At 35.9% G+C, this 15,503-nt stretch carries 12 protein-coding genes and 1 pseudogene; 7 read left to right on the top strand and 6 right to left on the bottom strand.

Annotated features, from left to right (window positions below; genetic code table 11):
* Nucleotides 1-105: 105 nt before the first annotated feature.
* From AC4BBX_RS07555 to AC4BBX_RS07570, 4 genes are all read right to left on the bottom strand, one after another.
* Nucleotides 106-1,467, bottom strand: coding sequence for a TrkH family potassium uptake protein (locus AC4BBX_RS07555; RefSeq protein WP_490453280.1), 1,362 nt, complete (start codon nt 1,465-1,467; stop codon nt 106-108).
* Nucleotides 1,468-1,690: 223 nt separating this feature from the next.
* Nucleotides 1,691-3,304, bottom strand: coding sequence for an ABC transporter permease (locus AC4BBX_RS07560; protein ID WP_490453281.1), 1,614 nt, complete (start codon nt 3,302-3,304; stop codon nt 1,691-1,693).
* A 17-nt stretch (nt 3,305-3,321) separates the two neighbouring features.
* On the bottom strand, nt 3,322-4,206 hold the full coding sequence (locus AC4BBX_RS07565; RefSeq protein WP_490453282.1) for an ABC transporter ATP-binding protein: 885 nt from the start codon (nt 4,204-4,206) through the stop codon (nt 3,322-3,324).
* A 263-nt stretch (nt 4,207-4,469) separates the two neighbouring features.
* Complete coding sequence (locus AC4BBX_RS07570) at nt 4,470-4,838, bottom strand: MmcQ/YjbR family DNA-binding protein (RefSeq protein ID WP_490453283.1); 369 nt, start codon at nt 4,836-4,838, stop codon at nt 4,470-4,472.
* Nucleotides 4,839-5,167: 329 nt separating this feature from the next.
* On the opposite strand from AC4BBX_RS07570, the gene AC4BBX_RS07575 reads away from it, so the two are divergent.
* From AC4BBX_RS07575 to AC4BBX_RS07600, 6 genes and pseudogenes are all read left to right on the top strand, one after another.
* Complete coding sequence (locus AC4BBX_RS07575) at nt 5,168-6,517, top strand: MurT ligase domain-containing protein (RefSeq protein ID WP_490453284.1); 1,350 nt, start codon at nt 5,168-5,170, stop codon at nt 6,515-6,517.
* On the top strand, nt 6,510-7,169 hold the full coding sequence (locus AC4BBX_RS07580; protein WP_490453285.1) for a type 1 glutamine amidotransferase: 660 nt from the start codon (nt 6,510-6,512) through the stop codon (nt 7,167-7,169). The genes AC4BBX_RS07575 and AC4BBX_RS07580 overlap by 8 nt, the downstream gene beginning before the upstream one ends.
* Nucleotides 7,170-7,390: 221 nt before the next feature.
* Entirely contained in the window at nt 7,391-8,986 is a 1,596-nt protein-coding gene (locus AC4BBX_RS07585; protein ID WP_490453286.1) for an alpha-glucoside-specific PTS transporter subunit IIBC, read from the top strand.
* Between the two features lie 72 nt (nt 8,987-9,058).
* A pseudogene (locus AC4BBX_RS07590) lies at nt 9,059-10,391 on the top strand (6-phospho-alpha-glucosidase).
* A gap of 63 nt (nt 10,392-10,454) precedes the next feature.
* Nucleotides 10,455-11,225, top strand: a complete 771-nt coding sequence (locus tag AC4BBX_RS07595; RefSeq protein ID WP_490453287.1) for a MurR/RpiR family transcriptional regulator — start codon at nt 10,455-10,457, stop codon at nt 11,223-11,225.
* On the top strand, nt 11,222-11,680 hold the full coding sequence (locus AC4BBX_RS07600; protein ID WP_490453288.1) for a hypothetical protein: 459 nt from the start codon (nt 11,222-11,224) through the stop codon (nt 11,678-11,680). The genes AC4BBX_RS07595 and AC4BBX_RS07600 overlap by 4 nt, the downstream gene beginning before the upstream one ends.
* Before the next feature lie 119 nt (nt 11,681-11,799).
* On the opposite strand, the gene AC4BBX_RS07605 is transcribed toward AC4BBX_RS07600, so the two are convergent.
* Entirely contained in the window at nt 11,800-11,991 is a 192-nt protein-coding gene (locus AC4BBX_RS07605; protein WP_490453289.1) for a hypothetical protein, read from the bottom strand.
* A 126-nt stretch (nt 11,992-12,117) separates the two neighbouring features.
* Complete coding sequence (locus AC4BBX_RS07610) at nt 12,118-12,945, bottom strand: endonuclease/exonuclease/phosphatase family protein (RefSeq protein ID WP_490453290.1); 828 nt, start codon at nt 12,943-12,945, stop codon at nt 12,118-12,120.
* A gap of 279 nt (nt 12,946-13,224) precedes the next feature.
* Here AC4BBX_RS07610 and AC4BBX_RS07615 point away from each other — a divergent pair, with 279 nt between their 5' ends.
* On the top strand, nt 13,225-15,498 hold the full coding sequence (locus AC4BBX_RS07615; RefSeq protein ID WP_490453291.1) for a glycoside hydrolase family 65 protein: 2,274 nt from the start codon (nt 13,225-13,227) through the stop codon (nt 15,496-15,498).
* Nucleotides 15,499-15,503 lie beyond the last annotated feature (5 nt).

The following is a 15,503-nucleotide window of genomic DNA, read 5'->3' on the forward strand; positions in this document are numbered from 1 at the left end:
TATAAAAAATACCGTATGAAATCTATTTTTGTTTATAGATTTCATACGGTATTTACATTTCTATTATTAAGGTATAGCTACTCATACTTGCTTCTATTTCCTCATTTATCCAATAATTACTCGTTCTTCTGGATATTTAAAACGCGCCTCATTTTTATTGGCTTTAAGAGCAAAGGAATAAAAAACAGTCATTACACCAACTCTACCTAAAAACATCAGTAATAAAATAATTACCTTACCAATAACCGTTAAATCTGGTGTTAAGCCCATCGTTAAGCCTACAGTTCCGATAGCAGAAATGACTTCAAAGACAATGTATTCTAAACCCAACTGGTCAACATCTGGAATTGTTTCCGTCACAGACAAGATCATCGTACTGGTGATAATAACGGTTAAAAAGAGAAAGAATAAGGTCAATGCACTTGAAATCGTCTCTTCTTTAATCGTTCTTTCCCTAAACTCGGCATGGCTTCTTCCTCTGAAAATACTGCGAATCTTAAGTAAAAGTACTCCTAATGTCGTAGTTTTAAACCCGCCTGCTGTGGAACCTGACGTCCCACCGATAAACATCAGTACCATTGTCAAAACTAATCCAGCATGAGACATTGAAAAATAGTTCATTGAAAAGAAACCAGCTGTTCTAGGCGTCACTGCCATAAAAAGTGTATTAAAAAAACGATCCACCAAAGTTCCTTCAACCAAAAACTTCCCATTTGCTTCCGTAATCAAAAAACCAATAATCCCAAAAATCAGTAAGCCCGTCGTCATCAATAGTGCAATTTGACTATGAAGGCTTAAACGTTTTTTGGCTTTATCCATTTTTAAGACGTCATGCCAAACAAAAAAACCTAGACCACCTGAAATAATTAATAAACTAATTACTGAAAGTACCCATGGATCATTTTGAAAACCAATCAAACTGTTACCAAACAAATCAAAGCCGGCATTACAAAAGCTAGAAATTGCATGAAAAACACTATACCACAAGCCTTTACTCCAACCAAATAGAGGAATAAACCGGAAAGACAATAAAATAGCTCCCATTCCTTGAATAAAAAAAGCTATTTTTAGCATGTATAATAATAAATTCAGTTCCCCTGACATTTGTTGAGAATTCAAAGCTTCTCGTAAAATCATTCTTGTACTCAACGTGACTTTTCTTCTAGCTAGAATTGAGAAATAAACTGGGATAGACATAAAACCTAAGCCACCAATCTCAATCAATGTCAAAATTATGCCTTGACCAAATAAACTCCAATGTTGATTCGTCTGCAAAGTTGTCAAACCAGTGACACAGATTGCTGAAGTTGCCGTGAACAAAGCATCCAAAAAATGAGTGATTTCTCCACTTTTAGAGGCAAAGGGTGTCATTAATAATAATGTACCGACTAAAATCAAACTTCCAAAACCTAAAGTAATCATTTGTGAAGCCGTTAAACGAATCCTAAGTTGCTTCTTGCGTTTCATGTTCTATCTCCTTAAGACAATCCATCTATTTTTTATTTTACTAAATGTCTTTGCATAACAATTAAAATAAAAAAATTGATTACTCGATTCTTCCAGAAATACTCCTTCATTTGTTTGAAGAAAATAAAAAAAAGTTGACCAATCAATCCCTCTATTCCATAAATTTGATAATAGTATAGCAAAACAAATAAAAAAATCTAGTCTTTCACTTGTTTTTATTTTATTAAGCCCCCTCAATCAAATCACGTTGCTGATAACCAAGCAAACCAATAACTATGAGCACTAAGCTAAGAATTGAAATCACTCCGAAAATAAGCAAATTAAAATCTTCTACTGGAAGTGCCGGAATCCAATTTAAGATTGCCGTTTTTTTGAACCATTCTGGCAGATTAAGCAAATTACCAAAATAATTTAAAATAAATGTGTATACCAAATAGATGTACGTTAATTTGTTCCATTTTGGCAACCAGCCCAATAGTACCGAAGCAATTCCGATAAAGAAAAGCATGGCTGGTAAAAAATTATAGCCCGCCTTAAAAAAATCAGCAACGTTCAAACTGTTTGTATTTCCAATCGACAATACAGCAGCAGTACCCAGACTTCCTGCAGCAAGACAAATAGCCACTAAACCAACAGTCAACGCTAAACCAATCGCTGTACAAAAAACGCGGGTACGTGAAACTTTTGTAGCATACAATTGACTTAAGCGTAATTCTGACTCTTCTGTGAATAACTTATTGATTATTGCAATCGGTAATATGATGGTCAATAAAATTAAAATAGACATAATTGACTGAGTGAAAGAATCTTCTATAGATATTCCCGCTTGGGTGAACATTGCTTCAATCAGCTCATTACTCGAAAGAAATGTTCCCATATCGCCATAAATAGAACCATATGCGATTCCCATAAGAAAAAAGCCAACTGACCAACTTAGTATCATCCATCGATTCATGCGAAACAGTAATCCTCGAACAGACAATAAAGACTGCTTTGCTTCAGGTCGACCCATCCTTTCAGGTAAGTATCCCGCTCCCATATCTCGAAAATTTTCCAATAAATTTGCAATGAAAAACAACAGGATCATTAGAATAAAACTATACAGCAATGGACTTAAATTATTTTCTGTAAATGGATGAGTTAGATAAATCCAACTCATGGGATTAAATATGCTTAATTCAGGATAAGAAGTATCCGTTGCTGCTCTCCAAATATACAATACTCCAATAACTCCCAAAGTTCCACTCGTGGCACCAGAAGATGTTGTCATTAGTTGGGCAAAAACCAACGCTAGAACAGCTCCAAACATCCCTGCCATGCCGATTGAGCTAGCGAACAATAAACTTCCTTTTAAATCAATCCCCTTGATATTGAAAAAAATCATTAATCCAGTAATGAAACCTATTAACAGAAGGTTTATCACCACAGTTTCCTTAAGCACTGCCAAAGAATTAGCTTGTCGTCCTACACGAAAAGACCGAACCAATTCCGCCATTCCCAAATCTTCCTCTTTACGAGTATGGCTGATAACATGTAATCCAGAAATTACCATAGAGAATAAGCCACAAAATAATAACATTTCATGAGCATACATTGCTCCCAAAGTGTAATCAGCTACATTTTTTACAGGTGTCGGACCAATCATGGAAATCATCGCTGGGTTTTTTAAAGTTTCAAACATACCAACTAACCCATCTCCTTTGGCAATTTCTTCAAATGCAGGAACAAAGCCTCCACAAAAAACACCTAGTCCTAAGATCCAAAGTAGAATTTTTTTCCAATCACGTCTCATATACTGACTAAATAAAATGTTCCAACCAGTAAATTTTTCTTTCATTTTCCTCACTCCTTCGACTAACCTTCATAATGACGCATAAACAAGTCTTCAAGAGTTGGTGGAATGGATTCGAACTTTTCTACTCCCAGTTTAGTTGCCTCTAAAAGAATAGTATTAACAGCTTGACTGTCTACAGAAAAAGTCGCTTGTGATAATGACTTCAGCTTAAAATCATGAACACCAGGTATTTTAGCCATACTCTCTACTGGCTTTTTAGTCACTAAAGTCATTGTTGCACGTGTCAAGTGACGTAATTCGCTCAATGTACCGGTCTCAACTATTTTGCCTTGTCGAATAATTACCACTTTGTCTGCTAAGCGCTCCACCTCACTTAAAATATGAGAAGAGAGCAATATCGCCTTTCCTTCAGCTTTTAATTTCTCTACTTCCTCTTGGAAAACTGCCTCCATTAAAGGATCCAAACCAGAAGTGGGTTCATCAAATATATAAAGATCCGAATCCACAGACAATGCTGCAATCAAGCCTACTTTTTGACGATTTCCTTTAGAATAACCTTTCGCTTTTTTCTTTGGATCCAACTCAAATCTCTTAATTAAATAATCTCTTTTTTCTTTATTTCCTTTTCCATGCAGTTTGATAAATAAATCGATAATTTCACCACCAGATAAATTGCCCCACAAAGACACATCTCCAGGTACATAAGAAATTCTTTTATGAATTTCCAAACTTTCTTTCCAGACGTCCTTGCCGAAAATCGTAACCTCGCCTGCATTTCGTTTGATTATTCCTAACAAAGTACGAATTGTTGTAGATTTTCCTGCTCCATTTGGACCAATAAATCCTACTACTTCTCCAGAGTTCACTGAAAAGGACACATCCACAAGTGCCTCTGTTTTCCCAAATCTTTTTTGTAGATTTTGAATCTTTACAATTTCTGTCATCACGCAAAACTCCTTTTCTATTTGCTTGTAACGTGCTTTCCAGTCTAAAGCAAAGTATTCTATGGAAAACAAGATATCTTACTCTCTAGCTTTTCATCTAGCTACTTTGTTAACTAAAGTTCATTTACAAAATGATTATATCTAGCAGAAAAACTAGCGTCAATTTAAATAAGCAGTAGTTGCGAACTTTATCAGATTGATACTACCTATTTTCCCCTTTACAATATATGAAGAAAAATTGTCAGTGAATGGATTGGTATTAGTCAGTCGCTCAATTCTTTTCGAATTTTAGCAGGGAGGTTTTTCCAAACCAACTCATAGGACAACTTCAGCATTTGTTCTAACTCTTCATCAGACAATATTTGGCTTTTTAAAGCAATAGAATTCCAGTGCTTTTTATTCATGTGATACCCTGCTGAAATATCCTCGTAGATTTCTCTTAGTTCTTCATTTTTTTCAGGTAACCCTTTTACTGTCAGCGTGGCACTTTCATTAGGAGCAGGGCTCATTAACGCAAACATTTTTCCTTGTAACTCAAAATAAATAACTTCCCAATCTGTACGAAAATAAACCTTGGCAAATGGCAGAGAATTTCCGTAATGTTGTAATCTTTGCATTCGTTCTTTTAGCATATTTCCACCTCGTTTCTTTAGATCTTTTATAGTATATAACATCTCTTACTGCAAGCAGAACAAGCGTCAATTTGAATAAATGGCATTCTATGTTTTCAATTATTGTTTTTATAAATATTAAAATTGAAAATACAAATTTTAATACCTGAGGACTTATTTTTTAATGATCGAAGAAACTATTTTCTCTTCATTCACTTTAATATAGTTAAAAATACCTACGATTTTTTTCTTATTCTTTAAGAATGCTTCTAGCCATTTAATCTTTTTTCGAAGTTGTGTTATGATTAGATGAATTATTTTTAACTATGTATAAAATTTGGAGGCAGTCTATGGGAATCCGAAGTTATTTTGCCGCATTCGTTGGTAAAACCTCACAATGGATATTAAAGAACTTTTTTAAAGGTGGCTCTAGCTATCCTGGAAAATTAGCATTAAGTATTGATCCACATATTTTGGATTATTTAGCAAAAGATTATCAAGTGGTTGTTGTAACTGGTACGAACGGAAAAACCTTAACAACTGCTTTAACGGTAAATATTTTACGTCAAGAATTTGATAATGTCTTAACGAATCCCACTGGAGCAAATATGGTGCAAGGAATCGTCTCTACTTTTCTTTCTGCTAAAAAAACCAAAGGGAAAAAATTCGCTATTTTAGAAATTGATGAAGCTAGTTTAAGTAAGGTAACAGAGTATATCAAACCTGAACTTTTTGTGTTTACAAATATTTTCCGCGATCAAATGGACCGTTATGGCGAAATTTATACAACTTATAAATTTATTGTTGATGGGGCGGCTAAATCACCCAATGCCACTATTTTAACCAACGGGGACTCCCCAATTTTCGACTCAATTGAAACAGTGAATCCACGAAAATATTATGGCTTTGACCATCAAGAAGATCATGAACAGATGGCACATTACAATACCGATGGCGTTCTTTGTCCTAAGTGTGAGCATATTCTTCATTATAAAATGAATACTTACGCCAACTTAGGCAAATATTACTGTCCAAATTGTGATTTCCAACGTCCTGAGTTGGATTACAAACTAACTGAACTAAAAAACATGACCAATACTTCGGCAGAATTTGTGATTGATGGCAATGAGTACAAATTAGAAGTTGGTGGCATGTACAACATCTATAACGCTTTAGCAGCAACTGCCGTGGCTGAATACTATACGATTAACCCTGATAAAATCCGATCCGGTCTTGGTTATGACGAAAAAGTATTTGGTCGCCAAGAAGTCATTCAAATAGGCGATAAAAAATGTACCCTTGTCTTAGTAAAAAATCCTGTAGGCTTAAACCAAGTGATCGATATGATTGGTTTATCTCCTTATCCATTTTCTGTAGTTTGTTTGTTGAATGCCAATTATGCAGATGGTATTGACGTTAGTTGGATTTGGGATGGAGATCACGAAGCTTTTGCTGAAATGAATTTACCAAAAGTAATTGCTGGTGGTGACCGTCACAAAGACATGGCTTTACGATTAAAAGTAGCTGGTATTGAAGAAGACAAAATCACAGAAGTCCAAAGCTTAGATGCCGTGATTCAAGAAATTCAAAAATTGCCAACTGAAAATGTTTATATTTTAGCGACCTATACTGCTGTTTTGCAATTACGAAAAAAATTAGCAGAACAAGGCTTCATGGAGGGGGGAATGTCTCGTGACTAAGCAAGTCTTAAAGCTAGCCCATCTTTATGGTAATTTATTAAACACATATGGTGATAACGGTAATATCCTTATGCTAAAATATGTGGCAAAAAAAATGAACATTGATTTACAGACAGAAATCGTCAGTATTCATGAACCCTTTGAGCCTGAAAAATTTGACCTAGTCTTTTTTGGTGGTGGACAAGATTACGAGCAAAAGATCGTGTCTGAGGATATTCAATCGAAAAAAGATAGCTTGACAACCTACATTGAAAATAATGGCGTCATGTTAGCTATTTGTGGTGGTTATCAATTATTAGGTCATTACTACATGGGGGCTCAAGGAGAAAAAATCGAAGGCATCAGCGCCTTAGATCATTACACTTTAAGCCAAGATAACAATCGTTTTATTGGTGACGTAAAAATTTACAATGAAGAATTTGACGAAACCTATGAAGGTTTTGAAAACCACAACGGTCGAACTTTTTTAGGTAAAGGAGAACGACCACTAGGTAAAATCGTTGAAGGTTATGGTAATAATGGAGAAGATCAATCTGAAGGTGCCATTTACAAAAATACGTTCTGTTCCTACTTCCATGGTCCAATCCTTGCTCGTAATGAAAACCTAGCTACTCGCTTAATTCAGTTAGCTTTGGAAAATAAAGTCCTTTAAATTATGAAATATATACGTCCTGTAGCTGTGAATCGTTTATCGACTCCTTTTGCAGGGCTTTTTTAGTCTTTCTGTTTCTTCTCCAGGGAATTTTCCCACAGTCTGACACATTGTTCCAAAGTTTTTCTTCACTTCCCATAAATAACGAAATATATTGTAAACGCTAACATTTCGTTGTAAAGTTCATTTCGTAATACAAATTAGAAGGGAGTTTTATCGTTATGATGGAAAAAGTTCAACGTTTTGGCGGGGCAATGTTTACCCCTGTTCTACTCTTCTCGTTCTCTGGACTAATGGTCTCATTAGCTATTGTTTTCAAGAACCCGATGTTAGTAGGAAGCATTGCCAATGAAGGTACAGTTTGGTATGGAATTTGGTCAATCATTGAAGACGGAGCATGGACTGTCTTTAATCAAATGGAATTATTATTTGTTATTGGGTTACCGATTGGCCTTGCTAAAAAAGCCAATGCCCGTGCTGTGATGGAAGCCTTTGTTGTTTATGTTACCTTCCAATATTTTGTCGGTGGCATGTTAAATAACTTCGGTAGTTTCTTCGGTGTTGATTATGCAATGGAGGCTGGCGGAACAAGTGGCTTAAAAATGATTGCTAATATCAAAACACTAGACACTGGAATTATTGGAGCAATTGCGATTTCAGCAATTGTTGTGTGGCTTCATAATCGATACTTTGAAACAAAATTACCTGATTGGTTAGGTATTTTCCAAGGTTCATCCTTTGTTGTTATTCTTGGTTTCTTCTTAATGTTACCGATTGCTTTCCTTGTTGCTTTAGTTTGGCCAAGAATTCAAGGCGGTATTAACTCGATGCAAGGTTTCTTAGCTAGTTCTGGTGTGTTAGGTGTTTGGATCTATACCTTCTTAGAACGAATTTTGATTCCAACAGGCTTGCATCACTTTATTTATTCGCCATTTGTATTCGGACCAGCAGTGACTCCTGAGGGAATTACTCGAGCATGGATGACAAACTTAAATGATTTTGCGGCTTCTACCCAACCGTTAAAAACCCTTTTCCCAGAAGGTGGTTTTGCGATGCATGGGAACTCAAAAATGTTTGGCTCTTTAGGGATTGCGACAGCCTTCTACTTAACAGCCAAACCAGAAAACAAAAAACGCGTCATTTCTATTTTAATTCCAGTTACATTAACTGCCTTTTTAGCAGGAATTACGGAACCACTTGAATTTACTTTCTTATTTATTTCTCCTCCATTGTTTGCGATTCATGCTGTCTTAGCAGCAAGTATGACGGCAACTATGTATGCCTTTGGTGTAACTGGTGATATGGGTGGTGGTTTCCTAGACTTATTAGCAAAAAACTGGATTCCAATGTTTGCCAACCATAAAACGGAAATTTTCACGCAACTATTGATTGGTTTAGCTTTTACTGCTTTATATATCCTCATCTTCCGTTTCCTAATCAAAAAATGGGATTTACCAACTCCAGGTCGGGAAGCTGTTTCTGAAGACATTAAATTGTTTACGAAGAAAGATTACAAAGAGAAAAAAACAAGCGGAACTGAAGCTGGTGCAGCAACAGAAGGGAATCGTTACCGTGAATCAGCTGCAATTTATTTAGAAGCTTTTGGTGGAGCGGACAATATCGCCAAAGTCAATAACTGTGCCACACGTTTGCGTATTACCGTTAATGATGCCGCTATTGTTGCTGCGGATGACGTTTTCCGAGCTGGTGGTGCTCACGGTGTCGTAAGAAATGGCACTGCCTTCCAAGTCATCGTTGGTCTGGATGTTCCTCAAGTCAGAGATCAATTTGAACAACTTTTAAAGATTCAAAATTAATCCCTTCCACCTACTATTTTAAATAGTAGGTGGATATAAAAATTTTAATGAAAAATAAGGAGCTAAACTATTATGAAGAAATTTTCAATCGTCGTAGCCGGTGGAGGAAGTACATTCACTCCTGGAATTGTCTTAATGCTTTTAGACAATTTGGAACGATTCCCAATCCGTCAGATAAAATTTTACGATAATAATGAAGAGAGACAAAAACAAATTGCGGATGCCTGTGAAATTTTATTAAAAGAAAAAGCATCAGATATCAAATTTGTAGCAACAACTGATCCAGAAACAGCCTTTACGGATGTAGATTTTGTTATGGCTCATATCCGTGTAGGTCTCTATGCAATGCGTGAACAAGATGAAAAAATTCCATTAAAATATGGTGTCGTTGGACAAGAAACTTGTGGTCCTGGTGGAATTGCCTATGGTATGCGTTCAATTGGCGGTGTTTTAGAAATTCTAGACTACATGGAAAAATATTCTCCTGATGCGTGGATGTTAAACTATTCTAATCCAGCAGCAATTGTTGCTGAAGCCACACGCAAATTACGCCCAACTTCTAAGATTATCAATATTTGCGATATGCCTGTTGCTATCGAAGAATTAATGGCTCGTGCGATTGGTTTAAGCTCTCGTAAAGACATGGTCGTTCGTTATTACGGTTTAAATCACTTTGGTTGGTGGACTGATATTCGCGACAAAAAAGGCAATGATTTAATGCCACAAATTAAAGCACATGTTGCTGACAACGGCTATTCAATCCCGCCAAGTGGTGAATCTGCTCAACATGTAGACAATAGTTGGATGCATACTTTTGCGAAAGCAAGAGAAGTTTATGCAGTAGATCCCGATACCCTGCCAAACACTTATTTAAAATATTACTTCTTCCCACAAGATGAAGTCGCACATTCTAATCCTGATTTCACCCGTGCCAATGAAGTTATGGCTGGTCGTGAAAGACACGTCTTTGGCGAATGTAATTCGATTACTGCTAGAGGAAATACAGAAGGTACCACTTTAGAAATTGATGAACACGCAAGTTATATTGTGGATTTGGCTCGTGCGATTGCTTATAACACAGGTGAAAGAATGCTCTTAATCGTCCCAAATAATGGAGCTATCGTAAACTTTGATGAAACAGCTATGGTGGAAGTCCCTTGTATTGTTGGAGCAAATGGTCCTGAACCATTGACCCAAGGAAAAATTCCACAGTTCCAAAAAGGATTGATGGAGCAACAAGTTTCAGTTGAAAAATTAGTAGTCGAAGCCTGGGTGGAAGGCTCTTATCAAAAATTATGGCAAGCATTAACACTTTCTAGAATTGTGCCAAATTGCCCGTGTAGCAAAACAATTATTAGATGATTTAATTGAAGCTAATAAAGAATATTGGCCAGAATTAAATTAACATACAAACAACTTCTTCTCTCGCTTTCATTTTCAGTTATAATATAAAGAAAGGAGGCGGGAGATGAAACTTCAAAGTTTAATTCACCAACATTCAAATGAACTAAGTGATTCAGATTTAATTATCCTTCAGTATATTGTCGAAAACACAAAAGAAGTCAGTCAATTAAGCATTCTTGACTTGGCAGAACGAGTGCATTCTTCAAAATCATCGGTCTTACGTTTATCAAAAAAGTTAGGATTCACTGGGTATTCAGAATTCAAGTATTTCTTGCGTCAAGAAGAACAAAATGTTCTTTTAGAAGATAACGAACGATTTATTTATGATAAACAAGTGGATGATATTAAACGAACCTTGGATTATATTCAATCTGTTGATCTTAAACCTATTAATGAATTGCTAGACAGAAGTAAAACAATCTATTGTTACTCGACTGGTTTTTCACAGAAAAAACCTTTAGAAGAATTTTCCAAAATGATGCTGTCTTTAGGAAAACGAGTGCTAATTTTGCCAAATAAAACGGAGTTGGACATGGCCATGCCGATGATTACTCGTGAGGACTGTTTTTTAATCTCCTCTGTAAGTGGAGAAACAGAAGATGTAAAAGAAAATTTGACGACTTTTAACATGCGAAATATCCCTGTGGTTTCAATGACTACTGCGGGTAATAACTATTTTGCACGACATAGCACACATCATTTAAACTATTACTGCACGCCATTTACAATTGGTAAGCAGCACGGTGAGGTGATTTCTTTAGTTACCCTACATTGTTTAATCGATTACTTGTACCGTTCTTATGGAATATATCAGTTATTGGAGGCTGAAAAATGATTAAATGGCTCAATCAACCTAAAAAATTACAAACAATTCTGATGGGTTACTGGTTAGTTGCTCCGGTCTTATTTTATGCTTACCTGTTTTTGTCTAGCTTACAATCACAGGTATCGGTGCAAACACTCATTCAACAAGTCCCTGAAATTGCACTGGGCAATCTAACGATTAGTCTTATGCTCCTACAAGCTTGTTTGCTCTTTTTTATTAGTCGTCTTTCTCAAAGCAAGGACGGACTTTTGGGACACTTTATGATAATAGCAATCTTACAACAACTGATAACAGTTAACCTAATTGGTGTTGGTCTAGGTTTTCTATTCTACCGTTCATTACTTCCTGTAGATGAAAAAATAGAATCTAAAATCAAATTGATTTTCTATTTGTTAGCAGGATTTGTTTTATTGATTAGCGGTTTGCTTTTCTTCGTCATTCTACGATTAAGATTATTTAGTTAAAATAACAAAAAACATCAAGAACCGTCAGTTTGTTGACTGTCATGTTCTTGATGTTTTTATTTACGTTCTGACTGCAAAGGTGTGGGTACCCATTTCAATATTTTTGATATAGAAGAGCTCTATCTAAACTTAAGATATATTCCTCTAATAATTGCTGCTAAAAACAGAATTACTGATATATAAAATAATAATAACCCTAACGGACGATTGAGTGAACCAGCTTCAAGAATTTCTCTTTTTTGTTCGACACTCAGACCTTTAGGATTCACTGGAAGCCAATTTACAGAAAGAAACATACCTATGAATGCCATGATTATACTCAAGATAAACATTGTCCGAACTTTCAATATCTATCCACCAACTCTCTAATAGTCTATCTAAATTAAAAATGGGTGTAGGACTAGCCTCACACCCATTCATATTCTTCATTTTTTAAGTTATTCTTCTTCAAACTGAACAGCTACACCAAAATGATCGCTGACTACAGGACCACTAATTCCATCGAACATCACTTGATAATGAGCTGCTTTTAATTCTGGTGAAGCAAAGACGTAATCTATTCTTAACAATCCTTTGTTCTCACTCCAACCATCAATCGATTTGGCTACAGTAAAAGAACCTGTTTGCTCTTCTGAGGTAACAAAGGTATCTTGAATACCCAATTCACTATTAACGACTAACTGATAGCCTTGTGTGCCTTCTGGATTGTTAAAATCGCCCATCACAAGTAAGGGATAGTCAACATCTGCTAAAAACTGTTCTGTATGTTCCCACTCCACCTTAAAGCCTTCTTCGCTACCTCCAGCAGACCACCATGAATAGTGACCACTACAAGCACAAATCATTTTTCCATCGACTTCGGTCACACCTGTCAAAATAATGCGACGACGCACATCCTCTACATCATCGACTTTTGAAACTAAATGACTACTTGGCAAAATAGGATTCTTTGATAATAACGCCAAACCTTCTTGATAAATACCATATCCAGTGTGACTAAATTCCCACGTCCAATAATACTCTGCACCTAATACTTGCAAACGTTCCGCCAAGCGAAGAGCAAAATTATCTTCCAAAATAACGTAGTCCGTCACTGGGCAATAAAAATCATCGACAATCGCAGGCGCCGCTTTTTTAAGTTGATTGACCTCTTGTAAGGCAATCACATCATAGTCTTCTTCACTAATTTTCTTCGCTAACTGTTCTAATTTTTCTTCAGGGTCATCTTCTATCCAACTGTGTGTGTTTAACGTTAATACTTTCATTTTTCCATCCTTTGAACACTATTTTCCTACTCATTGTAGTACACTTACTTCTTTCTAACAACTCTCCAATTTATAAACCATACAAAATGCAACCGATTTCCTTTTTTCACGCTTTTGTTCCATTCCAGTTTTAATTTAATTTTTCATTAAATTCAACCTATTTATAATCCTAAATATCCTTTCTTTAAATTCTCTTTCAAAAAGCAATTTACTCCTTGACTAACGCAACCGTTTGCGTATACTATTAGAGTATAAAATAACCCTTTTGGAGGAGAAAAAATGAATCACATTCAACGTCTTTTTGACATCGACCCATGGAAAATTTCAACAACAACTTTAGATAAAGAAAATCGTCGCTTACAAGAATCATTAACTAGTATTGGTAATGGTTATATGGGCATGCGAGGAAATTTTGAAGAACAATATACTGGGGACCATCATTTAGGAACGTACCTTGCCGGTGTCTGGTTTCCTGATAAAACGCGTGTAGGTTGGTGGAAAAACGGATATCCTGAATATTTCGGCAAAGTGATTAATGCCGTTAACTTTTTAGCACTGGATATTACAGTAAACGGTGAAATCTTAGATTTAGCAACACTTGAACCGACTGACTTTTACTTAGAATTAGATATGGAAGCAGGAATTCTTTCTCGTCAATTTACCGTAACTATTGGTGGAGCAACCGTTCAATTTGCTTTCGAACGTTTTTTAAGTATTACCAAAAAAGAATTAGCTGCTATTCGTTTAGATGCAAAAGTTCTTAACGGTGAGGCAACTATTCAAATTGTTTCTAAACTTGATAACAATGTCCAAAATGAAGATAGCAACTACGAGGAAATGTTTTGGGAGGAAATTGGAAAAGATACCACTGATGAAGTCAGCCATTTAACTGCTAGAACTGTTGCTAACCCTTTTGGCATCGAACAATTTACCGTTACTTCAAGTATGAAGCACAATAGCCGCCCAACAACAATTGAAACTAGCCCATTAGCTATCAGCAATATTTTTGATTATACATTAGCAGAAAATGAAACACTACGCTTTGAAAAAGAAGTGATTATTCTGACTAGTCGTGATGTGCCGGCAGAGGCCCATGTTAATAAAGTCTTAGAATTATTTGCTGATTACGGGCAAGATTATGATGCCCTGCGGAGTGAACAAGTTGCTGCTTGGAAAAAACGCTGGAATTTAGCAGACGTTATCATCACTGGTGATGAAGCAGCACAACAAGGGATTCGTTTTAATCTCTTCCAACTATTCTCTACTTATTACGGTGAGGATGAACGCTTAAATATTGGACCTAAAGGTTTTACAGGAGAAAAATACGGTGGTGCGACTTACTGGGATACCGAAGCTTATGCAGTCCCTTTATACTTGGCACTTGCCAAACCAGAAGTTACTAAAAATCTCTTAAAATATCGTCACAATCAATTACCACAAGCACAACATAACGCTCGTCAACAAGGGCTAAAAGGCGCCTTATATCCAATGGTAACTTTCACGGGAATTGAGTGCCACAATGAATGGGAAATCACTTTTGAAGAAATTCATCGGAATGGTGCTATTGCCTATGCCATTTACAATTATACAAATTACACTGGCGATACTAATTATTTAAAAACACAAGGTTTGGAAGTTTTAAGTGAGATTGCTCGTTTCTGGGCAGATCGTGTGCATTATTCCAAACGTAAAGATGCCTATATGATTCACGGGGTGACTGGTCCAAATGAATACGAAAATAATATCAACAACAACTGGTACACCAACACCATCGCCACTTGGGTATTACGCTATACATTAGAAAACTACCTACGTTTCCAAAAAGAAACAACTGTGACTATTTCAGAAGAAGAACAAACCTATTGGCAAGAAATTATTGATAAAATGTATTTCCCTTACGATGAAGAATTAGAGGTTTTTGTTCAACATGATACCTTCTTGGATAAAGATTTAATGACCGTTTCTGATCTAGATCCTGTTCACTTGCCATTAAATCAAAAATGGTCTTGGGATCGTATTCTACGCTCTCGTTTTATTAAACAAGCAGATGTTTTACAAGGAATCTATTTCTTTGGGGATCAATATACAGAAGAAGAAAAACGCCGTAACTTTGAATTTTATGAACCAATGACCGTTCATGAATCTTCTTTATCTCCTTCTATTCATGCTATTTTAGCCGCGGAATTAGGAATGGAAGACAAAGCCTTAGAAATGTATGAACGCACTGCTCGTTTAGACTTAGATAACTATAACAACGATACAGAAGATGGTTTGCATATCACTTCGATGACTGGGAGCTGGTTAGGAATTGTTCAAGGCTTCGCTCAAATGAAAACTTTCAACGAACAGTTAAGTTTTGCACCATTTGTACCAAAAAAATGGGATTCTTATGCCTTTCATATTAATTATCGTGAAAGATTGCTTTCAGTCACAGTCAATCAAGAAATGGTTACCTTAGAATTACTTGAAGGAACACCTCTTCAGTTAACCATTTATCAAGAAAAGCATCTTTTAGAGAATACATTACAAGTACCACTTGCAAAAAATAACTAATTTAT

This window comes from Enterococcus sp. AMC1157 (assembly GCF_058216555.1).

Excerpts from the sequence above, each read along its gene's own strand:
- AC4BBX_RS07570 (WP_490453283.1), bottom strand. The coding sequence starts at position 4,838 with ATGCTAAAAGAACGAATGCAAAGATTACAACATTACGGAAATTCTCTG.
- AC4BBX_RS07605 (WP_490453289.1), bottom strand. The coding sequence starts at position 11,991 with ATGGCATTCATAGGTATGTTTCTTTCTGTAAATTGGCTTCCAGTGAAT.
- AC4BBX_RS07565 (WP_490453282.1), bottom strand. The coding sequence starts at position 4,206 with ATGACAGAAATTGTAAAGATTCAAAATCTACAAAAAAGATTTGGGAAA.
- AC4BBX_RS07555 (WP_490453280.1), bottom strand. The coding sequence starts at position 1,467 with ATGAAACGCAAGAAGCAACTTAGGATTCGTTTAACGGCTTCACAAATG.
- AC4BBX_RS07585 (WP_490453286.1), top strand. The coding sequence starts at position 7,391 with ATGATGGAAAAAGTTCAACGTTTTGGCGGGGCAATGTTTACCCCTGTT.
- AC4BBX_RS07595 (WP_490453287.1), top strand. The coding sequence starts at position 10,455 with ATGAAACTTCAAAGTTTAATTCACCAACATTCAAATGAACTAAGTGAT.
- AC4BBX_RS07600 (WP_490453288.1), top strand. The coding sequence starts at position 11,222 with ATGATTAAATGGCTCAATCAACCTAAAAAATTACAAACAATTCTGATG.
- AC4BBX_RS07560 (WP_490453281.1), bottom strand. The coding sequence starts at position 3,304 with ATGAAAGAAAAATTTACTGGTTGGAACATTTTATTTAGTCAGTATATG.
- AC4BBX_RS07610 (WP_490453290.1), bottom strand. The coding sequence starts at position 12,945 with ATGAAAGTATTAACGTTAAACACACACAGTTGGATAGAAGATGACCCT.
- AC4BBX_RS07575 (WP_490453284.1), top strand. The coding sequence starts at position 5,168 with ATGGGAATCCGAAGTTATTTTGCCGCATTCGTTGGTAAAACCTCACAA.
- AC4BBX_RS07615 (WP_490453291.1), top strand. The coding sequence starts at position 13,225 with ATGAATCACATTCAACGTCTTTTTGACATCGACCCATGGAAAATTTCA.